The sequence below is a fragment of the Gordonia sp. OPL2 genome (genome assembly GCF_003797825.1).
Classification (GTDB): domain Bacteria; phylum Actinomycetota; class Actinomycetes; order Mycobacteriales; family Mycobacteriaceae; genus Gordonia.
Map to the genome: position 1 here is coordinate 86,371 of NZ_RKME01000005.1, position 22,357 is coordinate 108,727.

Annotated in this window: 21 protein-coding genes; 10 read left to right on the top strand and 11 right to left on the bottom strand. The window is 68.0% G+C overall.

Annotated features, from left to right (window positions below; genetic code table 11):
- The first annotated feature begins 44 nt into the window (after positions 1–44).
- Positions 45–827 carry an isoprenyl transferase gene (locus EEB19_RS07330; protein ID WP_187584663.1) on the top strand — a complete coding sequence of 261 codons (783 nt, stop codon included), beginning with the start codon at positions 45–47 and terminating at the stop codon, positions 825–827.
- Here EEB19_RS07330 and EEB19_RS07335 read toward each other — a convergent pair.
- The gene (locus EEB19_RS07335) at positions 794–2,311 is read right to left on the bottom strand and encodes a PLP-dependent aminotransferase family protein (RefSeq protein WP_187584665.1); all 1,518 of its coding nucleotides are present in this window, start codon (positions 2,309–2,311) and stop codon (positions 794–796) included. The genes EEB19_RS07330 and EEB19_RS07335 overlap by 34 nt on opposite strands.
- A gap of 83 nt (positions 2,312–2,394) precedes the next feature.
- On the opposite strand from EEB19_RS07335, the gene EEB19_RS07340 reads away from it, so the two are divergent.
- Both EEB19_RS07340 and EEB19_RS07345 read left to right on the top strand, forming a co-directional pair.
- Positions 2,395–3,150 (top strand): SDR family oxidoreductase, encoded by a 756-nt coding sequence (locus EEB19_RS07340; protein ID WP_187584666.1) that lies wholly within the window; start codon positions 2,395–2,397, stop codon positions 3,148–3,150.
- Entirely contained in the window at positions 3,147–3,632 is a 486-nt protein-coding gene (locus EEB19_RS07345; protein WP_262365505.1) for a carboxymuconolactone decarboxylase family protein, read from the top strand. The genes EEB19_RS07340 and EEB19_RS07345 overlap by 4 nt, the downstream gene beginning before the upstream one ends.
- Positions 3,633–3,668: 36 nt before the next feature.
- Here EEB19_RS07345 and coaA read toward each other — a convergent pair whose 3' ends face one another.
- On the bottom strand, positions 3,669–4,610 hold the full coding sequence (coaA, locus tag EEB19_RS07350) for a type I pantothenate kinase (RefSeq protein WP_187584668.1): 942 nt from the start codon (positions 4,608–4,610) through the stop codon (positions 3,669–3,671).
- 52 nt (positions 4,611–4,662) lie between these two features.
- On the opposite strand from coaA, the gene EEB19_RS07355 reads away from it, so the two are divergent.
- The 5 genes from EEB19_RS07355 (at position 4,663) to EEB19_RS07375 (ending at position 11,180) form a co-directional block, all read left to right on the top strand.
- Positions 4,663–5,895, top strand: coding sequence for a DUF885 domain-containing protein (locus EEB19_RS07355; protein ID WP_187584670.1), 1,233 nt, complete (start codon positions 4,663–4,665; stop codon positions 5,893–5,895).
- 26 nt (positions 5,896–5,921) lie between these two features.
- On the top strand, positions 5,922–7,199 hold the full coding sequence (gene glyA / locus EEB19_RS07360) for a serine hydroxymethyltransferase (protein ID WP_187584937.1): 1,278 nt from the start codon (positions 5,922–5,924) through the stop codon (positions 7,197–7,199).
- A gap of 58 nt (positions 7,200–7,257) precedes the next feature.
- Positions 7,258–8,124, top strand: a complete 867-nt coding sequence (locus EEB19_RS07365) for an acyl-ACP desaturase (protein WP_187584673.1) — start codon at positions 7,258–7,260, stop codon at positions 8,122–8,124.
- Positions 8,125–8,422: 298 nt separating this feature from the next.
- Positions 8,423–9,721, top strand: a complete 1,299-nt coding sequence (locus EEB19_RS07370) for a PhoH family protein (RefSeq protein WP_187584675.1) — start codon at positions 8,423–8,425, stop codon at positions 9,719–9,721.
- Positions 9,722–10,199: 478 nt separating this feature from the next.
- Complete coding sequence (locus tag EEB19_RS07375; RefSeq protein ID WP_187584677.1) at positions 10,200–11,180, top strand: L,D-transpeptidase; 981 nt, start codon at positions 10,200–10,202, stop codon at positions 11,178–11,180.
- Positions 11,181–11,190: 10 nt separating this feature from the next.
- On the opposite strand, the gene EEB19_RS07380 is transcribed toward EEB19_RS07375, so the two are convergent.
- From EEB19_RS07380 to EEB19_RS07400, 5 genes are all read right to left on the bottom strand, one after another.
- The gene (locus tag EEB19_RS07380) at positions 11,191–11,874 is read right to left on the bottom strand and encodes a PIG-L deacetylase family protein (protein ID WP_187584679.1); all 684 of its coding nucleotides are present in this window, start codon (positions 11,872–11,874) and stop codon (positions 11,191–11,193) included.
- 76 nt (positions 11,875–11,950) lie between these two features.
- A complete protein-coding gene (locus EEB19_RS07385) occupies positions 11,951–13,351 on the bottom strand; it encodes a class II fumarate hydratase (protein WP_187584681.1) in 1,401 nt (466 codons plus the stop codon).
- Positions 13,352–13,426: 75 nt separating this feature from the next.
- Positions 13,427–14,419: a class II fructose-bisphosphatase gene (glpX, locus tag EEB19_RS07390; RefSeq protein WP_187584683.1), complete on the bottom strand. Its 993-nt coding sequence runs from the start codon at positions 14,417–14,419 to the stop codon at positions 13,427–13,429.
- A gap of 111 nt (positions 14,420–14,530) precedes the next feature.
- Entirely contained in the window at positions 14,531–15,340 is an 810-nt protein-coding gene (locus EEB19_RS07395) for an amino acid ABC transporter ATP-binding protein (protein WP_222929927.1), read from the bottom strand.
- On the bottom strand, positions 15,337–16,824 hold the full coding sequence (locus EEB19_RS07400) for an ABC transporter permease subunit (RefSeq protein WP_187584685.1): 1,488 nt from the start codon (positions 16,822–16,824) through the stop codon (positions 15,337–15,339). Before EEB19_RS07400 ends, EEB19_RS07395 begins: the two co-directional genes overlap by 4 nt.
- Positions 16,825–16,929: 105 nt before the next feature.
- Between EEB19_RS07400 and EEB19_RS07405 the strand changes: the two genes are divergently transcribed.
- Positions 16,930–17,496, top strand: a complete 567-nt coding sequence (locus tag EEB19_RS07405; protein ID WP_187584687.1) for a DUF4245 domain-containing protein — start codon at positions 16,930–16,932, stop codon at positions 17,494–17,496.
- Positions 17,497–17,526: 30 nt separating this feature from the next.
- Here the strand turns inward: EEB19_RS07405 and EEB19_RS07410 are convergent, their stop codons facing one another.
- The 3 genes from EEB19_RS07410 to EEB19_RS07420 are packed head-to-tail and all read right to left on the bottom strand — an operon-like array spanning position 17,527 to position 19,864.
- The gene (locus EEB19_RS07410; RefSeq protein WP_187584689.1) at positions 17,527–17,787 is read right to left on the bottom strand and encodes an exodeoxyribonuclease VII small subunit; all 261 of its coding nucleotides are present in this window, start codon (positions 17,785–17,787) and stop codon (positions 17,527–17,529) included.
- A complete protein-coding gene (gene xseA, locus EEB19_RS07415; RefSeq protein WP_187584691.1) occupies positions 17,784–19,040 on the bottom strand; it encodes an exodeoxyribonuclease VII large subunit in 1,257 nt (418 codons plus the stop codon). The genes EEB19_RS07410 and xseA overlap by 4 nt, the downstream gene beginning before the upstream one ends.
- Positions 19,037–19,864 (bottom strand): lipid droplet-associated protein, encoded by an 828-nt coding sequence (locus EEB19_RS07420; RefSeq protein WP_187584693.1) that lies wholly within the window; start codon positions 19,862–19,864, stop codon positions 19,037–19,039. Before EEB19_RS07420 ends, xseA begins: the two co-directional genes overlap by 4 nt.
- 145 nt (positions 19,865–20,009) lie before the next feature.
- On the opposite strand from EEB19_RS07420, the gene EEB19_RS07425 reads away from it, so the two are divergent.
- The gene (locus EEB19_RS07425; protein ID WP_187584695.1) at positions 20,010–20,963 is read left to right on the top strand and encodes a 4-hydroxy-3-methylbut-2-enyl diphosphate reductase; all 954 of its coding nucleotides are present in this window, start codon (positions 20,010–20,012) and stop codon (positions 20,961–20,963) included.
- 33 nt (positions 20,964–20,996) lie between these two features.
- Here the strand turns inward: EEB19_RS07425 and mycP are convergent, their stop codons facing one another.
- Positions 20,997–22,352, bottom strand: a complete 1,356-nt coding sequence (gene mycP / locus EEB19_RS07430) for a type VII secretion-associated serine protease mycosin (protein WP_187584942.1) — start codon at positions 22,350–22,352, stop codon at positions 20,997–20,999.
- Between the last annotated feature and the right edge of the window lie 5 nt (positions 22,353–22,357).

Consider the following 22,357-nt stretch of genomic DNA (forward strand, 5'->3'; position numbering starts at 1 on the left):
AACCTACGGTACCGTAACTTCTCAGTCGATAAGATCAGGCAGCGATGAAACTACTTCCCGATCGGCTCCGTCGTCCGATGCTGAGCGTCTATGAACGCCGGCTCATCCAGTTGATGGACGACACGCGGCTCCCGCACCATGTCGCGATCATCTGCGACGGCAATCGGAGGTGGGCGCGGGAGGCGGGTTTCGAAGACGTCAGCCACGGTCATCGCGTCGGGGCCCAGCGGATCGCCGAGATGCTCGCGTGGTGTGCCGAACTGGACATCTCCACAGTCACGATCTACCTGCTCTCAACCGAGAACCTCCGTCGGGAGTCCGACGAGCTCGACGCGCTGATGGAGATCGTGCCCGACATCGTCGACGAGATCTCCGGCCCGGCCGGTCACTGGCGGGTGCGGATCGTCGGCACCCTCGACCAGCTGCCGGACGCCGTGGCCGATCGTTTACGGACCGCGTCCGCACGCACGGCCGACCGTCCCGGGATGAACGTCAACGTCGCGGTCGGTTACGGCGGACGCCAGGAGATCGTCGACGCAGTGCGCTCGCTGCTGAGCGAGCGCCGTGCGGCCGGCGACGGACCCGACGAGTTGGTGGACGCGGTCACCGTCGACGCCATCGACCGCAACCTGTACACGAAGGGGCAGCCGGACCCGGACCTGGTCATCCGCACCTCGGGGGAGCAGCGGCTGTCGGGCTTCCTGCTCTGGCAGAGCGCCTACTCGGAGATCTGGTTCACCGATGCCTACTGGCCGGAGTTCCGCCGGGTGGACTTCCTGCGCGCACTGCGCGACTACTCCGCGCGCAGCCGGCGATTCGGCAAATAGTCACCCACCAGATCGGCGAGAGCCTCCACATCCGCGGCGAACGCCGACGCCGCCGGTGTGCCGAATCCGACGACGACCCCGCCTCCGAGGCCCCGGCCGTCGGCAGACCCGCCGTCGGTGACATCGCATGCGGGATGCCGGAAGAACGAGAGCGGTGCCAGGGCGAACCCGCGTCGTGACGCATCGGCGACGACACGGGATTCACTGTCGGCGGGCAGCGGGATCACCGCGTGCAGGCCGGCTGCGATGCCCGGCACCCGTACACCGGACCGTGCCAGTCGACCCGTGATCCGGTCACGGCGTCGTCGGTAGTACTGCCTGCTGCGTCGGATGTGCCGGTCGTAGGCTCCGGAGTCGATCAGGTCGGCGAGCACCAGTTGATCGACGATGCTCGCGTCCGGCTCGCGAATCCCCTTGGCCCACACCATGGTGTCGACCAGTTGTGGGGGCAGCACCAACCAGCCGACGCGGACCGCCGGAGACAGGCTCTTGCTGACCGACCCGGCGTAGATCACCACGTCCGGGCCCAGTGCCTGGAGTGCGCCGACCGGTTCCCGGTCGTAGCGGAGTTCGCCGTCGTAGTCGTCCTCGACGATCAGCCGACCGCCCGAGCGTGCCCACTCGATCACGGCTGTCCGTCGCGGCGGTGACAGGCTGACGCCCGTGGGGAACTGATGGCTCGGGGTGAGCAGCACACCCGCGACGGCGTCCGGCAGGTCGTCGACGACGGCACCGTCGGTGTCGATCGCCACCGGGACCGTCGACGTCCCGCCGCGTTCGATCACCTGTCGATGGAACGGCAGGCCGTGGCTCTCCACCGCGAGGATGTCGCCGAAAATGCTGCGGGACAACAGCTCCAGGGCGCTCATCACCGAGGTGGTCAGGACTATCTGTTCGGGTTCGGCACGCACCCCGCGCGCCCGGGCCAAGTACGAGGCCAAGGATCTCCGCAGCCGCGCCGTGCCCTGCGGGTGCCCCGGAGCGAAGGCGTCGTCGGGTGCCTCGGTGATCGCGCGACGCGTGGACGCGATCCAGTCCGCGCGGGGGAACAGCGACGAATTGGGCTGCCCGAGAGCGAAATTGTGGCGTGGTGGCGGAAGCTCGGCCCTCGCCCGGGTCGGCTCGGCGTCCGTGCGAGCACGCCCGACGGTGTCGGCGACGTGCGTTCCCGATCCCTGTCGCGCGACGAGCCATCCCTCGGCGATCAGTTCCTGATACACCGACGCGACTGTTCCGCGCGCGAGTCCGACGTCGGCGGCGAGGGAGCGATACGGAGGCAGCCGGGTGCCCGCGGGGAGTCGTCCGTCGTCGATCGCTGCCCGGAGCGCCTCGGCCAGCGAGTGTCGTCGGCGGGCGCCGCGACCGCGTGGACTCGCGGTCGGGTCGGGCTGGAGGTCCAGATACAGATCGGTCCCCAGACGCCGGGCCACCTCATCCCACGGATCCGTGGCCACTCGGCCCGAATTGACGCTCTTGTCCACCATCGAATTGAACCACTTTACTGATGCAATCGGCGCCTACCGTGGAGCGTGAGAGTCGGACACACGAGAAGCAGGAGATACGTGACATGAGAACTGTGGTGCTCGGGGCGAGCGGAGAGATCGGCGCGGCACTCGTCCGCCGCCTACGGGACAGCGGCATCGATGTGCTTGCAGCCCACCGGTCGACCGGCGTGGACGCCTACACCGGTGCGGGCCTCGAGGCCGCATTCGCCGGCGCCGACGTCGTGGTCGATTGCACCAACGTGACGACGACCAATGCCGCGAAGGCCATCGACTTCTTCGGCACCGTCGCGCGGAAGGTGAGTGCGGCCGCGGATGCCGCCGGCGTGGGGCGGGTGGTGTGCCTGTCCATCATCAACGCCGCCGATCCCGAGGTGAACGCGAAGTTCGGTTACTACCAGGGCAAGGCCGCGCAGGAACAGGCCTATCGCGATGCGTTGCCGGCCGAACGGCTGACCGTGGTGCGGTCGGCCCAGTGGTACGAACTCGCCCGGCAGATGATGGGGTCGTTGAGGCTGGGTCCGGTCGCCGCGGTCCCGCACATGCGGTGCAGGCCGTTGTCGTCCGACGACGCGGCGGCCGCACTGGCCGACGCCGTGCGTCACCGGCCCGAGCACGACATCGAGGTCGCCGGGCCGGAGGTGCTCGACCTCGCCGACATCGGCAAGGCCATTGCGCGACGGGCAGGTTCGCCGAGGTGGGTTGTCGGCGTCCGGGTCGGCGGATCGGCGATCCGCGACGGCGGACTCGTTCCCGACGACCCGACGATCGTCACGACGACGACTCTGCAGCAGTGGCTGGACGAGGAGTTCGCCGCATGAGCGCCACGCCGGAGACGCTTCCCGACACCCGGCGAATGTGGCTGCCACGCACGAATCCCGGTGTCTACAAGGCGCTCGTGGCGCTGCAGCGCGCGTCGTCGGAAGGCTTGTCCGTCGAACTCGCCGAGGTGATCCGTATTCGTGCCTCCCAGCTCAACGGCTGCGCATACTGCCTACACATGCACATCTCGGATGCGCTGGCCGCCGGGATGGATCCGCTCGTGCTGGGGATGGTGTCGGTGTGGTCGGAGGCGCCACATCTGTTCTCCGAGCGTGAACGTGCCGCACTCGCGCTGACCGAGGCCGTCACGCGGCTCGGGGAGGAGGGTGTTCCCGACGACGTGTTCGACTCGGCCCGGGCGGTTTTCGACGAGGTCGAACTCGGGCAGGTGGTGGCGTCGATCGTGATGATCAACGCCTGGAACCGGATCGCGGTGACCGGCCGTTATCCGGCCGGACTGGACGAGCGACAGCTGCGCTGACCGGCGGGCGAAAAGTGCCCGGACCGGTTGTGCCCCTCAGAGTTTGCGGAGCCGGACGCGATTGATGGAGTGGTCGGCGTCCTTGCGCAACACGAGGGTCGCGCGCGGCCTGGTGGGCAGGATGTTCTCGTTCAGGTTGGGCAGGTTGATCGAGGTCCACAGGTCGCGCGCCGCGATCGTCGCCTGGTCGTCGGTGAGCGATGCGTAATAGTGGAAGTGGGATTCGGGATTGGCGAAGGCGGTGGTGCGCATCTTGAGGAATCTCGACACGTACCAGCGCTCGATGTCGGCCGTCTTGGCGTCGACGTAGATCGAGAAGTCGAACAGATCCGACACCATGAGCGTGGGACCCGTCTGGAGGACGTTCAGGCCCTCGAGAATGAGGATGTCGGGTTGACGCACATAGTGTTTCACGTCCGGCACGATGTCGTAGGCGATGTGTGAGTAGACCGGAGCGGTGACCTCGCGCGCGCCCGACTTGACCTCGGTGACGAAGCGCAGCAGTGACCGGCGGTCGTAGGACTCGGGAAAACCCTTGCGGTGCATGATGCCTCGCCGCTCGAGCTCGGCGGTCGGCAGGAGGAACCCGTCCGTGGTGACGAGGTCGACCTTGGGGTGTGACTCCCAACGTGCGAGCAGGGCGGCGAGCACGCGGGCGGTCGTCGACTTCCCGACCGCGACGCTGCCGGCGATACCGATGACGAACGGCACCTGGCGACTCGTCTGCCGTTCGCCGAGGAACGTGGAGGTCGCCGCGAACAGTCGCTGGCGGGCGGCGATCTGGAGATGGATCAGACGCGACAGGGGGAGGTAGACGTCGGCGACCTCGTCGAGATCGACCTGCTCGCCGAGACCGACGAGCTGCTGCAGCTCTCTGTCGGTCAACACCATCGGCATCGATTCGCGCAGGTCACGCCACTGCCGACGATCGAGCTCCAGATACAGACTGGGATCGCGCCCGGTCGTGTCGCGTGCCATGGTCCTACAGCTTAGGGCGCACGGATTCTCCGGTGATCGGTAGCCTTCGCTCATGACTTCTGCTGCCACCTCGCCGGTGACCGAGTATCTGCGTCTCGGACTGGCGTTCGACCGTCTCGAAGAGGGGTTCGTCGACGCCTACACCGGCGATGCGAGTCTGCGCGCGGAGGTGATGAACGCCCCGTCCCCGGATCCCGCCGTGCTCGCCGACCGCGCTCGCGGATTGCGCCGCGACCTGCCCGGCGACCTCCCGGCCGCGCGGGCCGAGTTCATCGCCGCGCATCTGGCCGCACTCGAGTGCTCGGCACGCAGGTTCGCGGGGGAGGACATCGGCTTCGTCGACGAGGTCCGCGCCTACTTCGACGTCGACATCGCCCTGGGCGACGAGCAGCGCTATCGCGACGCCCATGCGGCGATGGCGGTCGGGCTCGAGGTCGCGGGTGCGGGCGACGAGCGGCTGACCGAGGCGTACGCCGCGTACAAACGTGCCGACGAGATCCCGGCGGACCGTGTCGACGAGTGTGTGCGTGCCTTCAGCGGGGCGTTGCGCGAGCGGGTCCGGTCCGCCTTTCCGCTGCCCGACAACGAGATCGTCGAGTTCGAGGTCGTCTCGGACAAGCCGTGGTCGGGCTTCAACTACTACCTGGGTGGGTACCGGTCGAGGGTGGCGATCAACACCGATCTGACGCAGTACATGTCGACTCTGCCGCATCTCATCGCGCACGAGGCCTACCCCGGGCATCACACCGAGCACTGCCGGAAAGAAGAGATCCTCGTCGGCGGGGGACAATTCGAGCAGACGATCTTCCTGGTGAACACGCCGCAGTGTCTGATGGCCGAAGGTCTCGCCGACCACGCGTTGCGTGCCGCGGTCGGCCCCGACTGGGGCCTGTGGGCGCAGGAGATCTACGCCGACCTCGGACTGCGCTTCGACGGGGAGCGGGCGCAGCGGATGTCGACGGCGTCGTCGGGCCTGCTGGGCGTGCGCCAGGACGCGGCACTGCTGCTGCACGATCGGCATCTCGACGCCGATTCGGTCGCGTCGTTCCTGCAGCAGTGGCTGCTCGCGCCGCCCGAGCGGGCACGTCAGATGCTGCGCTTCCTGACCTCACCGCTGTGGCGTGCCTACATCTCGACCTACGTCGAGGGCTACCGGTTGCTCGACACCTGGCTCGACGAGGTCCCGGCGTCGGGTCGCCTCGCGCGATTCGGGCGATTGCTCGACGAACCCCTCACCCCGGCGCAGCTGAGAGCCGAACTCGGACCTTCGGGAGCCGGACCATAGACTTGTCTCCCATGAGCCTGAATTCGATGTCCCTGGCCGAGCTCGATCCGGACGTGGCTGCGGCGATGAACGGTGAGCTGAGTCGTCAGCGCGACACGCTCGAGATGATCGCGTCGGAGAACTTCGTCCCCCGGGCGGTGCTGCAGGCGCAGGGCAGCGTGCTCACCAACAAGTACGCCGAGGGCTATCCGGGTCGGCGCTATTACGGCGGCTGTGAGTACGTCGACGTCGTCGAGGACATCGCACGCGACCGCGCCAAAGAGCTTTTCGGCGCCGACTTCGCCAACGTCCAGCCGCACTCCGGCGCCCAGGCCAATGCCGCCGTGCTGATGGCCCTGATGAGCCCGGGCGAGAAGATGCTCGGTCTCGACCTCGCACACGGCGGCCATCTCACGCACGGCATGCGGCTCAACTTCTCCGGCAAGCTCTACGAGATCGAGTCGTACGGCGTGAGCAAGGAGGACTTCCGCGTCGACATGGACGAGGTGCGCAAGATCGCTCTCAGCGCCAAGCCGAAGGTCATCTGTGCCGGATGGTCGGCATATCCGCGCACCCTCGACTTCGAGGCGTTCCGCTCGATCGCCGACGAGGTCGGTGCGTACCTGTGGACCGACATGGCGCATTTCGCCGGTCTGGTGGCCGCAGACCTGCACCCCTCGCCCGTGCCCTACTCCGATGTCGTCTCCTCGACCGTGCACAAGACGCTGGGCGGGCCGCGTTCGGGTCTCATCCTCGCCAAGCAGGAGTGGGCCAAGAAGCTGAACTCCGCGGTGTTCCCGGGCCAGCAGGGCGGTCCGCTCATGCATGCGATCGCGGGGAAGGCGGTGGCCCTCAAGATCGCCGGCACCGACGAGTTCGCCGACCGGCAGCGGCGCACGCTGTCGGGCGCGAAGATCCTGGCCGAACGCCTGACCGGCGGTGACGTCGAGAAGGCAGGCATCTCGGTGCTCACCGGCGGCACCGACGTCCACCTCGTCCTCGTCGACCTGCGCAACAGCAGGCTCGACGGCCAGCAGGCCGAGGATCTGCTGCATCAGGTCGGCATCACCGTGAACCGCAACGCGGTGCCCTTCGATCCGCGGCCGCCGATGGTGACCTCCGGCCTGCGCATCGGGACACCCGCGCTGGCCACGAGGGGCTTCGGCGACGAGGAGTTCACCGAGGTGGCCGACATCATCGGCACCGCTCTGGCGGCCGGGGAGGCCGCCGACGTCTCCGAGCTGCGCGGCCGCGTGTCGCGCCTGGCCCTCGACTTCCCGCTCTACGACGGACTCGAGGAATGGGGCCTGATGAGTCGGGTCTGAGACCCCGGCTCGAGAGAAATTGGCCACAGCGTCGCGCGAGTGCCTATCCTGTCTGACGATGAACGCATTGACCGAGGACGAGTTGATCATCGCGCTGGAAAAGGCGCTACCCGAGATCGCCGAGGATCACCAGGCGGCGGCCCTTCCGTGGAACCCGCATGACTGGGTGCCGTGGGAATCCGGCCGCAACTTCGCCTTCCTGGGCGGTGAGGACTGGGATCCGTCGCAGGGGACCCTGTCCGACGAGGCGCGGGCCGGCACCCTGGCCCTGCTGCTCACCAAGGACAACCTGCCGTCGTACCACCGTGTGCTCGCCATTCACTTCCCGGCGTTCTCCGAATGGCGGCAGCTGGTCGGCGTCTGGACCGCCGAGGACAACCGCCACGCCATCGTGTTGCGCGACTTCCTCGTCGTGACCCGCGCGATCGATCCGGTCGACGCCGAGGAGCGCCGCCGCATTCACGTGACCGCCGGCTACCGGCAGACCACCGAGGGCGTCGCCGATCTGTCGCCCCTCGACGTGCTCGCGCTGATGGCGGTGCACGAGAACCAGAGCGTCGCGTTCACCGAGAGGCTCGCGTCCGCGGTCACCGACGACGTGTTCAAGCAGATCCTCACCAAGATCGCCCACGACGACGCCGTCCAGGCCACGACGTTCGCCGCATTCCTCAATGCATCGCTGGTCGCCGATCCGGAGGGCACCGTTCTCGCCCTCGACCGTCGTCTCGCGAACATCGAGCCGATCGGTGCCGACGTCGCCGACTTCGACGACGAGCGTGCACTGATCGCCGGGTACGAGAACGACGAGACCCGCACGGCGATCGCCGCGACACTGGTCGATCAGCTGAAGCTCGCCACCGTCCAGGGACTGGGTTCCGACGCCGAGGCCGCACGGCAGCGCGTTCTCGGTCTCGCCGGGGCATAGTCGCCGGGGACCTGAGAACGTCGCCTCGACGTAGCGCCGAGGCAATCTGCGTTAACGCATAATTCACGCCGACACACCCCTGCCTGGCAAGCCGCAGGGGTGTGTTCGGCGTACGTTGACCAGTGACGGGCCGCGGGGAAGCGGTTCGTCCGGGAGGTTCGAATCGTGGTCTGCACCAGCATCGCGAGAGGACCGGCCCCGGTCCTCGTCCACCTCGGCTGACCAGCCGGGACGGGCAAGAACCAGCCGGTCGTCGCTACTGGTTTGTGCGGGAGCCGTACAAATGTAGGAGCCCTACGTGACCACACGCACCTACGTCCTCGACACCTCCGTGCTGCTGTCCGATCCCTGGGCGGTTCTGCGCTTCGCCGAACATCACGTGGTTCTTCCGCTGGTGGTCATCGGCGAACTCGAGGGCAAACGTCACCACCACGAGCTCGGCTGGTTTGCTCGTGAGGCGTTGCGGATGCTCGACGATCTCCGACTCGCACACGGCCGACTCGACGTCCCGTTCCCGATCGGCGACGAGGGCGGCACGCTCCAGGTCGAGCTGAACCACACCGATCCCGCAGTCCTCCCGGCCGGCTTCCGCACCGAGACCAATGACTCGCGGATCTTGGCCTGCGCGTTGAATCTTCGCGCCGAGGGCAAGGACGTCACCCTGGTGTCGAAGGACACCCCGCTCCGCGTGAAGGCGGGCGCTGTCGGGCTGGCCGCCGACGAGTACCACGCGCAGGACGTGGTGGTGTCCGGATGGTCGGGCATGACCGAGCTGGACGTGGACTCCGCGACGATCGACACCCTCTTCGCCGACGGTGTCGTCGACGTCGACGACGCGCGAGAACTCCCGTGTCACACCGGAATCCGGCTGCTGGGCCACTCGTCGAGTGCGCTCGGCCGGGTGAACGAGGACAAACGGGTGCAACTGGTGCGCGGTGATCGTGAGGCCTTCGGCCTGCACGGGCGATCGGCCGAGCAGCGGGTCGCCCTCGACCTCCTGCTCGATGACAGCGTGGGCATCGTCTCGCTCGGCGGCAAGGCGGGCACGGGCAAGTCGGCGCTGGCCCTGTGCGCGGGCCTCGAGGCCGTCTTGGAACGACGGACACAACGCAAGGTGGTGGTGTTCCGGCCGCTGTACGCCGTCGGCGGTCAGCAACTCGGATATCTGCCCGGTAGCGAGGCCGACAAGATGGGGCCCTGGGCGCAGGCCGTCTTCGACACCCTCGAGGGGCTGGCCTCACCCGAGGTCATCGAGGAGGTGCTCAGCCGCGGCATGCTCGAGGTGTTGCCGCTGACCCACATCCGCGGTCGGTCACTGCACGACTCGTTCGTCATCGTCGACGAGGCGCAATCGCTGGAACGCAACGTGCTGCTCACGGTGTTGTCGAGGCTGGGTGCCGGGTCACGGGTGGTGCTCACCCACGATGTCGCCCAGCGCGACAATCTGCGTGTCGGCCGGCACGACGGCGTGGCCGCGGTCATCGAGAAGCTGAAGGGGCATCCGCTCTTCGCGCACGTGACGTTGACGCGCAGTGAGCGGTCACCGATCGCCGCTCTGGTCACCGAGATGCTCGAGGAGTTCGCGCCGGGCGCGTGACGCCCGCGAAGCCGCCGACCGTGTCCAGAATGTCGCCGACCGTGCCCGAGTTGGGCACGATGGGCGAAAAACAGGGCACGGTCGGCGATGTGGGGGGCTCGCGTCCGGGGGCGACGTGCACGGACTCGGCCGAAAAATGACGACGCTGCCGCACCGGTGATCGGTGCGGCAGCGTCGTCAGGTCTGAGCGGTCAGGACGAGCCGAGTGGGATTCCCGCAGCGATTGCCTCAGCGAGGGCCGCCCACAGTTCGAAGAAAGTCATGTCTCTACCCTTTCGTAACAGGTGTTGTGATTTCGCCACCTGCGACGAAACATTACTGGCGAGCCCTGTCGGTCGCAGTGCGGGACCCCGGTTCTGGGACGGGTGTGACGGAAGTCCCCGGTGACCCGATCTGTATTGCACCGTGATCATCACGAGACTCGCTGCCCCTTGCGCAATGGCACACTGGTGTGGTGCTGAAGTTACTGATGAGGCGAATGAGGTTATTGGGACTTGTGGTGATCGCGGCAATGGCGGCGCTCGTCGGAGGTGCCGGAACCGCGCTCGCAGCTCCCGGGACGACGCCGAGCGCACCGCCGACGTCGGGGACCCCGGGTGGACTGACCATCCCTAAGACGGGCATCACCCTGCTGGACTCGGTCCTGGAGACACTGGCCGGCAATCTCGGCGTGGGCGGGGGAGGAAGCTCCGAGGCCGATACCAGTCAGATGATCGTCGTCACCGCGCCGAAGGCCAGTGACCAGACGGCCAGCCTCACTGCCTTCGAACGTGGTGCCGATCAGTCCTGGAAGCCGGTCATCGGTCCGACGAAGGCCTTCCTCGGATCGCTCGGCATGGGCGAGCCCAAGGACAACGTCTACCGCACGCCGCAGGGCACGTTTGGCCTCGACCAGGCATTCGGCCGGGCCGCCAATCCCGGCACCAAGATGCCCTACAAGCAGGTGGACCGCCAGGACTGGTGGGACTCGAACATGAAGTCGCCGACCTACAACACCATGGTGCGCCAGGCGAAGAGCCCGGGTGGCGACAGCGAGAACCTCTACGACTCCGGGCCGGTGTACGACTACGCCGTCAACATCGCCCACAATCCGCAACGCACCCCGGGCAAGGCGTCGGCGATGTTCCTGCACGTGACCAACGGTCAGCCGACGATGGGCTGCGTGGCCATCGATCGGGACCTGATGCGCAAGATCCTCGTGTGGCTCGACCCGGCCAAGCATCCGAAGATCGCGATCGGGGTCAACCAGGCGGGGCCGTCGTCCAGCGCGCCGTCGAGCACCTCACCATCCGGTTCGGCACCGAATTCGGCAGCACCGAATTCCACAGCACCCAATTCCACAGCACCGAACTCGACGGCACCCGCGGCGCCGGCCACCGAGGACAACGCCCTCACCGGGCTGCTCAGTCAGCTGGTGAACCTGGTGCCCGCGCTTCTGGGCGTCGAATCCGGGAGCTGACGGGCTCGGATCACCGTGCGCGTGAACGCTTCTGCTCGAAGCATGCCGCCGGCACACCTCCGAAGTCGTCCCGCGGTGACGTGACCATCTCGATCTGCCGTCGGGCCTGCTCGACGACGGGGGTGTCGGGATCGAGGACCGAGAGATACTGCTCGTGGGCGGCCAGGGATCGCACGGCCACTTCGATCTGATCGGTCACGTCGACGCCGTGGGTGGCCTGCGGCCCGTTCTCGAACAGCAGCCCGGGCCGGTCGTCGGGCGGCAGGTCGTCGTAGGCCTCGAGAACGGCGGCGGAGAACTCCATGTGATCACGCTGATTCGGTTGTCCGGGAGCCCATTCCGGTCCGCCGTACAGGGAGAGCACGATGTCGGGGGCGACGCGCAGGATCGTGTCGCGGATGCGTGCGCGCAGTTCCGGCGTGTTGCGGATCTCGCTGTCGGGGAAGCCCCAGAACTCCACCTCGTCGACGCCTACGATGCCCGCCGACGTCCGTTGCTCGGCCTCACGGACGGGGCCGGCGGTCTCCGGGGCCATGCCCTCGATCCCGGCCTCACCGCTGGACGCCAGTGCGTACACCACCCGCCGGCCCTCGCCCGTCCACCGCGCGACGGCGGGAGCCATCCCGTATTCGGGATCGTCGGGATGCGCGACAAGCGCCAGAGCGGTCTGCCAGTCCGAGGGGAAGGGTTCCATGACCCCACCCTAGAAAATTTATGGCAATGGTCCGCGGTGATCGCGGACCATTGCCATGAATCGGAGATCGGCGCTCTCAGCGCTCGCGATCGAGATTGGCCATCTTCAGGACGTCGAGGCGCTTGTCGAGTTCGGCCTCGGACAGCTTGTCACCGATCAGTCCGCGATCGATGACGGTCTGCCGAATGGTCTTGCCCTCCTTGAGTGCCTGCTTGGCGACCGCGGCCGCCTCCTCGTAACCGATGGCGCTGTTGAGCGGGGTCACGATCGACGGCGAGCTCTCGGCCAGGGTGCGCAGCCGGTCCTCGTTGGCGACGAGGCCGACGATGCAGCGGTCGGCGAACAGGCGGGACACGTTGGCCAGCAGCTTGAGTGACTCGAGGACGTTGCGCGCCATCATCGGGATGTAGACGTTCAGCTCGAACGCCCCGTTTCCGCCACCCCAGGTGACCGCGGCGTCGTTGCCGATGACCTGGGCTGCGACCTGCGTGACCGCCTCGGGCAGAACGGGATTGACCTTGCCCGGCATGATGGAGCTGCCCGGTTGCAGGTCCGGCAACTGGATCTCGCCGAGACCGGTGAGCGGTCCGGAGCCCATCCAGCGGACGTCGTTGGCGATCTTGGTGAGCGACACGGCGATGGTCTTGAGCGCACCCGACAGCTCGACGAGGCCGTCGCGTGCGGCCTGCGCCTCGAAGTTGTCCTTGGCGAGCGTGAGTGCGTCGACGTCGGTCAGGCCGCGCAGTTCCGCGACGACCTTCGTGCCGAATCCATCGGGTGCGTTGAGACCTGTGCCGACGGCCGTTCCGCCGATCGGGAGTTCTCCGACACGCGGCAGCGTCGAGGTCACGCGCTCGATGCCGGCCTCGACCTGTCGTGCGTATCCGCCGAACTCCTGGCCGAGCGTCACCGGCACCGCATCCATCAGATGCGTCCGGCCGCTCTTGACGACCTCACGCCACTGCGTCGCCTTGTCCAGCAACGCGAGTCGCAGATGATCGAGAGCGGGGATCAGGTCGGTGACGGCCGCCTCGGTGGCCGCGACGTGGGTCGCGGTGGGGAAGGTGTCGTTCGACGACTGCGACATGTTGACGTGATCGTTCGGGTGGATCTCGACGCCGTTGGCCTTCGCGATCGATGCGATGACCTCGTTGGCGTTCATGTTGGAGCTGGTGCCCGATCCGGTCTGGAACACGTCGATCGGGAACTGATCGTCATGCTTGCCGTCGGCGATCTCTTTGGCCGCGGCGACGATCGCGTCGGCCTTCTCGGCGTCGAGCAGGCCGAGGTCCTTGTTCACCTGTGCGCAGGCCGCCTTCAGCAGGCCCATCGCGCGGATCTGTGTCCGTTCGAGCGGGCGGTGACTGATGGGGAAGTTCTCGACCGCGCGCTGGGTCTGTGCGCGCCAGAGGGCGTCGATCGGGACCTTGACCTCGCCCATGGTGTCGTGCTCGATGCGGTACTGCTGTTCGGCCATGACGGCAACCATCCTCGTTCGAATCGAAGAGCCAGCGGCTCGGTGGAGATGTCGGGCTGCAGAGTGGGGTGGGGATCAGATGTCGACGCGCGCGTACTCGCGCAGCTTCTCGACCTGGTGGACCGCCTCGATCCGGCGGATCGTCCCGGACTTCGAGCGCATCACCAGCGAGCGGGTGGTGGCGCCGTTCGGACGATAGGTCACGCCGCGCAGCATGTCACCGTTGGTGACGCCGGTGGCGCAGAAGAAGGAGTTCTCGCCGCTCACGAGGATGTCGTTGGTGAGCACACGATCGAGGTCGTGGCCGGCGTCGAGGGCCTTCTGCCGCTCCTCGTCGTTGCGCGGCCACAGCTTGCCCTGGATCTCACCGCCCATGCACTTCATCGCGACGGCGGTGATGATGCCCTCGGGGGTTCCGCCGACGCCCATCAGCATGTCGACGGTGGAGTAGTCCCCGGCCGCCGCGATCGCACCGGCGACGTCGCCGTCGGAGATGAGGCGGATCTTCGCGCCGGCCTCGCGGATCTCGCCGATCAGGTCGGCGTGACGCGGCCGGTCGAGGACGACGACAGTCAGGTCGGCGATGTCGATGCCCTTGGCCTTGGCGACCGAGTTGATGTTCCAGGCGACGGACTCGTCGATGTTGATCGCGCCCTTCGCCTCCGGTCCGACAGCGATCTTGTCCATGTAGAACACCGCCGACGGGTCGTACATCGTGCCGCGCTCGCTGACCGCGATGACGGCGATCGAGTTCGGCCGGCCCTCGGCCATCAGTGTGGTGCCGTCGATCGGGTCGACCGCCACATCGCACTCGGGGCCCGCGCCGTTGCCGACCTCTTCGCCGTTGAACAGCATCGGCGCCTCGTCCTTCTCGCCCTCGCCGATGACGACGACGCCCCGCATCGAGACGGTCGAGAGGAGTTCGCGCATCGCGTCGACGGCTGCCCCGTCGCCCTTCTTCTTCTCGCCGCGTCCGACCCAGCGTCCGGCGGCGAGCGCCGCGGCCTCGGTGACCCGCACCAACTCCATGGCCAGGTTGCGGTCGGGGGCCTGCGGGGAAGGTGACATCGGCGAACTCCTCGTCGTGGAGACTGCGCACCGTCCGGGATGTGGCCAGTGCTGACTTGCGGCGGGTTGTCACCATCCTTGCATGTCACACCGGACGTTTGATCAGCCGGGTCAGAGCGGATCGAGTAGTCGGCGCAGAAACTGGCGGGTGCGCTCATGCGACGGATGATCGATGACCTCCCCGGCGGTTCCACGTTCGAGAACGACGCCGTGATCGGCGAAGATGACCTGATCGGCGACCTGCCGCGCGAACCGGATCTCATGGGTGACGACGATCATCGTCCAGCCCTGGGCGGCGAGGTCGCGCAGCACCGACAGCACGTCGCCGACGAGCTCCGGGTCGAGTGCCGAGGTCGGTTCGTCGAACAGCATGACCTCGGGCCGCAATGCCAGGGCCCGGACGATCCCGGCCCGCTGTTGCTGGCCACCGGACAGTTGGGCGGGGTACTGATCGCGCTTGTCGAGGAGGCCGACCTCGCCCAGAAGCCGCTCGGCGTCGGCGACCGCCTCGTCGCGCGGACGCTTCTGCACGATCACGGGTCCTTCGATCACGTTCTCGAGGACGGTCTTGTGCGGGAAGAGGTTGTGGCTCTGGAAGACCATGGCGCTCTGTCTGCGATAGCGGGCGATGTCGGCCTTGGTGACCCGTCCGGCGAAGTCGACGGTCGCCTCGGCGACCCGCACGACCCCGGAGTCGGGGAGGTCGAGAGCGTTGAGCGACCGGAGGATGGTGGTTTTGCCCGATCCGCTCGGACCGAGGATCACGGTGACACTGCCCGCGGGCACGGCGAACTCGATGCCCTTGAGGACCTCGTTGTCGCCGAAGGACTTCCGTAGTCCGGTCACCTCGACCAGCGGGCGGCCGTCGTCGGTGGCCGGGGGCGCGATCGGATCGGCGGGATCGCTGGAATCGTGGGTCATACCGTCACGAACCTTCCGAGTCGGTTCTCGAGTCGGCCCTGCAGGCCGGACAGGACGAAGCACACGATCCAGTAGTAGACCGCCGCCGTGGTGTAGAGGGCGAAGAACTCGAACGTCGGTGCCGCCGCGATCTGTGCCACCCGGAGCAACTCGGTGACCAGGATCGTCGACGCGAGCGAGGTGTCCTTCACCAACGAGATCAGTGTGTTCGACAGCCCCGGGACCGCATTGCGCGCCGCCTGCGGCAAGACGATCCGACGCATCGTCGTCGCGTAGTCCATCCCGATCGTCTGTGCCGCCTCGGTCTGCCCCTTCGGGACCGACAGGATGGCGCTGCGGATGATCTCGGCCGCGTAGCCGCCGACGTTGAGCGAGAACGCCACGACCGCCGCCGGGAACGGCGGCACGGAGATGCCGAGCTCGGGCAGTGCGTAGAAGATGATGAACAACTGAACCAGCAGTGGCGTACCCCGGATCACCGAGATGTAGAACCGTGCGGCCCCCGACACGACCCGGTTCGACGACAGCCGGGCCAGTGCGACCGCGAGGGCGATGACCAAGCCGACGAGAAAGCTGATGGCCGCCAACGGGATGGTCATGGTCAGGGTGGCCCGCGCCATCGGCCACAGGTTGTCGGCGATCAGCTCCCACGTGCTGCGCGACGCCGGCTGATCCTGCGCTGAGGACGAGGGCGACCCACTGGCGTCGGCCCTGAGGTACTTCTGGGAGATCTGGGTCAGCGTGCCGTCGGCCTTCAGCTCGTCGAGGGCACGATTGAGCTCGCCGACGATCCGGCTGTCCTTGCGCGCCGCGAACGCCTGCTCGCTCGTGTCGCCGGTGGTGGCGGCGATCTTCACACTCGTGTCGCCGGTCTCGGCCAGGTAGGCGTAGACGGCGATGCTGTCGTTGACGGTCGCCTGCACGCGTCCCTGGTTGAGTAGCTTGATCGCCTGGGTGAAGCCCTCGACCGCTTCCACCCGGGCACCGGCGTCTGTCGCCACCTGGGCCCAGTTGCTCGTCGCCGACTGAGCGGTGACCTTGCCGTTCAGATCGTCGAGGGAACGGATCGACGAGTCGTCGGCGCGGGTCACGATGACCCCTTCGCCCACCGAGTAGGGCTCGGAGAGATCGTATTTGGCCTGACGCTCGGGCGTGATCGTGACCTGGTTGGCGACCACGTCGAACCGGTCGGCCCCGAGCGCGGCGAAGATCGAGTCCCACGGCGTCTCGACGAACTCCGCGCGGACGCCGAGCTTCTCGGCGACCGCGTTGGCGACGTCGACGTCGTAGCCGGCGAGCTGACCCGAGGACTGATCGTGGTAGCTGAACGGTGCATACGTGCCCTCGGTGCCGACCCGGAGGACGCCGGACTCGCGGATGCTGTCGAACCCGTCCGCCGACGAGTCGCGGCCGCACCCGGACAGCCCGACGACGAGCAGGATGATGAGGCACAGCGAGGGCGCCGCGCGTCGGAGTCGTCTCATGGGACCACTCAACACCGCGCGACGACCCGTTGAACAGCACATGGATCGGACTGGTCGGATGGGTGGCCTCCGACCGTCCGCGCGGTTCTTGGGATACTCGATGTCATGGCCGCCAAACCCCGCATCCTGCACAGCAGCAAGGACATGATCTGGTCCTTGATCCCGCTGCTGGTCATCTGTGCGATCGTCGCGATCGCCTCGGGCAACTGCTCGGTCGGGCTCACCGGTCAGGCCTCCGACGACCGGACACCGAGTTTCGATGTCGCGAACGCATTGCAGGCCGACGCGCGCGACCTGCCCTTCCCGATCCGTCGGCCCGCGACGCCTGCGGGCTGGAAGCCGAACTCGGGGTCGACCCAGCCCGTCGGCAACACCCGGGTCAGTACGGTCGGCTGGATCTCGGACGTCGGCGCATATGTGCAGCTCAGCCAGACGGATGCCGCCGAGGAAGACCTCGTGGTGAAGTTGGGCGGCGGCGAAGCGCTCGGCAAGGGCACCCGGCAGGTGGGCGGCCGCGAGTGGGTGGCCTACGAGACGCCCGACGAGAAGAAGTTCTGGATCACCGACCTCGGCGACGTGCGGATCGCGGTTCTCTCACGCGGACCGGACGAGGACATGACCGAGATCGCCACCGCGGTCCTCGCCCAGCAGCCCCTGCCCGGGCGGGCCTGACCCGGGACCGTCGAGCCGACGGGGGCATGATCAGTCGTCGTCGTCCGGATCGGACTCGGCGATCGCCGCCTCGATCCTCGCCCGCGCCCCGGCGAGGTGTTCCTCACACCGTGTGGCCAGTGCCTCGCCGCGTTCCCAGAGCGCGAGCGACGCGTCGAGGTCGAGTCCGCCGTGCTCCAGGGTCGCCACGACATCGACGAGTTCGTCGCGGGCCTGCTCGTACCCGAGATCCTCGACGGGGATCCAGTCCTCGGTGTCGTCGGCGGTCTCGTCGTCGCGGTCCTGCGTCACGATGTTTCTCCTTCGGTCCCGTGGGCGCCCCCGGTCACGTGTGCGACCGCCGAGCCGTCGGCCACGCGGATGCGCACCTCGGCCCCGGACGGCATGTCCGCGATCTCGCCCACCACGTGGGGACGGTCGACATCGGTGCGCTGCACCACTGCGTATCCCCGCGCCAGTGTCTGGGCCGGACCCAGTGTGGCAAGGCGTGCCGACAGATGATCACGACGGCGCTCCTCGGCGTCGAGGTGGCGTCGGATGTCACGCCGGATGTCGCGCCGCATCCGGTCGATCTGCACGGCGTGGGCGTCGATCGTGGTGAACGGACGGGCGAGTACCGGCCGAGCACGCAGGCCGTCGATCACGTGGGTCTCGCGGCGGACCCAGTTGCGCAGGGCATGCGCGCTGCGTGCTCGGAGTTCGTCGATGCCGGCGAGTTCGGCCGCCACATCCGGCACGACCCGCTTCGCGGCATCGGTCGGCGTCGCGGCGCGGACGTCGGCGACGAGGTCGAGCAATGGAGTGTCGGGCTCGTGCCCGATCGCGCTGATCACCGGCGTCCGACAGGCGGACACGGCACGCAGGAGCGCCTCGTCGGAGAAGGGGAGCAGGTCTTCGACACTGCCCCCGCCCCGCGCGATGATGATGACCTCGACGTCGGGGTCGGCGTCGAGCGCGGTCAGATGACCGAGGATGCGTGGCACGGCGGTCGGGCCCTGCACCGGCGCATCGCGCACGACGAAGCGCACGGCCTCCCAGCGCGACGTCGCGACCGCCACCACATCGCGCTGCGCCGCACTCGAGCGTCCGCTGATGAGGCCGACGGCCTTGGGCAGGAACGGAAGTGGGCGTTTGAGTCGTCGGTCGAACAGGCCTTCCGCGGTGAGGAGCTGACGCAGCCGTTCGATCCGCAGGAGGAGTTCACCGACGCCGACCGGCCGGATGTCGGTGACCCGTAACGACACCGTCCCACGCCCGGTGAAATACGTCGGGCGGCCGAGCATGACGACGTGGCTGCCCTCGGTGAGCGGAACCTCCGTGCGGTACAACAGATCCGGGCTGCACGTCACCGAGACCGAGATGTCGGCGGCGGGGTCGCGGAGGGTGAGGAACGCGACCCGGGTCCCCGGACGGCGGTTGATCTGGGTGACCTGGCCCTCGACCCAGATCTGCCCGAGCCGGTGGATCCAGTCGGCGATCTTGGTGTTGACGGTTCGGACCGGCCACGGATTCTCGGCCGAATTGGCCGACGCTGCCGCCGTCACGTGGGCTGTTGCCGCTTGCTGTTCTGCGAGGCGATGCGGTTGTCGATCATGGTGACGAAGGGGGCCCGGCCCTTGGTCGCCTTCTCGTACTCGAGGAGTTGCTCGAGTTCCTCGAGCCCGACCGAACGCAGCTTGGCGCGCAGCTGGGCGAGGGTCAGGTTGTCGTATTCGATGTACTCGACGATCTCCGGGACGTCGGTATCGGCCGCGGACGACGTCGCGGCGTCGGGTGAGTCACCGTCGCCGTTGACGACGGTCTCCGGCGGTGCGCTGTAGAGGGCGAACCGGCCAGCCGACGGTTCCGGTGACGACGGTGCGGCGCTACTCGTCGAGGTGGCCGATGGCGTGGCGGTCTTCTTCGCAGGCTTCTGGGCGCCTGGCTTCTGGGCGCCTGGCTTCTGTGCGCTTGCCTTCTGCGCGCTTGTCTTCTGGGCGCCGGCCTTCGGTGTCGAGGCCTTGGGGGCGGGGGTCTTCCGGGCAGGCGGCGACGCGGGGTTGGCCGATGTGTTGTCGGTCACCGCCGAGTCGGTTCCCGCGCTCTCGATCGGGGTGCGGTCGGCCTCGGCGTCGATCGCGTCGTCGTCCTCGTCGAACCGTGCCCATTCGGGTTGGTCGGCGGGCTTCTCGAACAGCGACTCGAGGGCGAGGTCGCCCTTGATGGCGAGTTCGGCGATGTTCTGTTGCATCCGCATGCCGGCCTGCAGCGTCTGACTCACTGCGGTCATCGGCAGCGTGATCACCAGCGCGGGCAGCTTCTTGGTCTCCTCGATCGCGGTGACGACGAGGCCGGCGGCGATCCGGGCCGGATAGGGTGCACGAACCATGCCCATACTCTGCCATTCGGTGTGACGGGGGTCCACCGGGTGACCGGAGGACAGTACCGGCCGCTGTGGCCGCCGCTTCGCCGGGCGGGCCGACGCTCGCGGAGCGAGAGGCCGGATCCGCGGCCGGACCCGTACCCTGGGAGGCATGGTTGAACGCAAACGTGTCCTTCTGGCCGAACCACGTGGCTACTGCGCCGGTGTGGACCGTGCCGTGGAGACCGTCGAGCGCGCGCTCGACAAGCACGGCGCTCCCGTCTACGTGCGCAAGGAGATCGTGCACAACCGGCATGTCGTCGAGACGCTGACCGATCGCGGTGCGATCTTCGTCGGCGAGACCGACGAGGTGCCCGAGGGTGCGATCGTGGTGTTCTCCGCCCACGGTGTGTCGCCGGAAGTTCATCGCAGTGCAGCTCAGCGCAGCCTGAAGACGATCGACGCGACCTGCCCGCTGGTGACGAAGGTGCATCAGGAGGCCAAGCGTTTCGCCCGCGACGATTACGACATCCTCCTCATCGGTCACGAGGGTCACGAGGAGGTCGAGGGCACCGCGGGTGAGGCGCCCGAGCACATCCAGCTCGTCGACGGTCCCGATCACGTCGACGACGTGGTGGTGCGTGACGAGTCGAAGGTCATCTGGCTGTCGCAGACCACACTGTCCGTGGACGAGACGATGGAGACGGTCAAACGTCTGCGCGCGCGGTTCCCGGAACTGGCCGATCCGCCGAGTGACGACATCTGCTACGCCACCCAGAATCGTCAGGTCGCGGTGAAGGCCATGGCGCCGCAGTGCGACCTCGTCATCGTGGTGGGCTCGAAGAACTCGTCGAACTCGGTGCGGCTGGTGGAGGTCGCGCTGCAGAACGGGGCGTCCGCGTCGCATCTGGTCGACTACGCCCGCGAGATCGATCCGGCCTGGCTCGACGGCGTCACGACCGTCGGCGTCACCTCGGGTGCGTCGGTTCCGGAGGTGCTGGTGCGCGGTGTGCTCGACTTCCTGGCCGAGTACGGCTACGACACGGTCGACACGGTGAACACCGCCAACGAGACCCTGACGTTCGCGCTCCCGCGCGAACTGCGTCCGGCGCGCACCGCGAAGTGACCCGGCGCCCGCCGACGATCGGCGTGGCGCCGCTCAGTAGTCGTCGGGGTCGAGCCGTCGCACACGCCGATGGGGCAGGGCTATGCCCAGGACTGCGGCGATCACGGCTGCGCACACCCCGGTGCCGATGAGGGCGATGGTGCGTGCGGTGTGGTCGGGCGGAGTGCGTACCGCGGGCGCGGCGATCGCCTCGCCGTCGGTCGGATCCGGCAGCTCGCCCGAGATCTCACTGGTCAGGGCGGCAACCGGATCGATCACCCCGTAACCGATCTGCGTGTCGCGCCCGGTGCCGGGGGCATGCGCGGTCCGGGTGATCCGCTCCATCACGGCTCGGGGTCGCAGGTCCGGGAATCGCGCCCGGATCAGCGCGACGGTCCCTGCCACATACGGGGTGGCGAAACTGGTGCCGACGATCGGCACCGGCCCGTCCTGGCCCTGCTGGGCATCGACGAGCGCCGACGACCCGCGCGTGCTGTCGAGACTGACGATGTCGGTGCCGGGCGCGGCCACCCCCACCCACGGTCCGTGCAGGCTGAACCCGCTCGGTGCGCCGGTGCCGGCATCGACCGATCCGACGGCGAGCACATACGGCGAGAACCACGCCGGGCTGGCGACCGTCCCGACCGATCCCCAGCCCTCGGTGTCACCGGGTGACGGGGCCGGATTCTGTTGGCGGCAACCGGAATTCTGCGAGAGGTTGCCCGCTGCGACGACGACCACGACGTTGCGGTCGTAGGCGTACTTGACGGCGGCACCGAGGGACCGGTCGTTGAGGCGGGTCCCGGCCGATGCGCAGGCGACCTCGGAGATGTTGATGACGGTGGCGCCCAGATCGGCGGCGCGCACCACCGCGTTGGCGAGGGTGCGCACCGAGCCGTAGCCGGAACCGACGGTGGGATCGGCGTCGTCGGCCGAGCGCTGGTTCTTCGCCGAATACGCGCCGCTGGACTGTCGGATCGAGATGAGCGAGGCGTCGGGTGCGACGCCGGCGAAGGCGTCACGCCCGCTCGGGGAGGCGGCGATGATGCCCGCGACGAGGGTGCCGTGTGCGTCGCAGTCGACCAGCCCGTTGCCCGACGACACGTAGTCACCGCCGGCCTGCACCCGCCCCAGACGCGGGTGCGGGGTCACCCCGGTGTCGATGACGGCCACGCGCTGGCCCTTGCCCCGACTGAACCGCCAGGCCTGCGGAAGATTCATCATTGCTTGCGCCGCAGTGGGTTTCGAGTTGTCGTGGCGACCGGTTGCCAGCGGCTTGGCGCACAGTGTGCGCTGCTCGGTGGGTTCGGGCGGTCCGACCGGCGCGGAACGCACGAGGGCTCCGGGATCGATCGTCGGCGGTGTCATCGCGGCCGCCGGACCGCCGCCGACACCCACCACGAGCGCCATCGTGG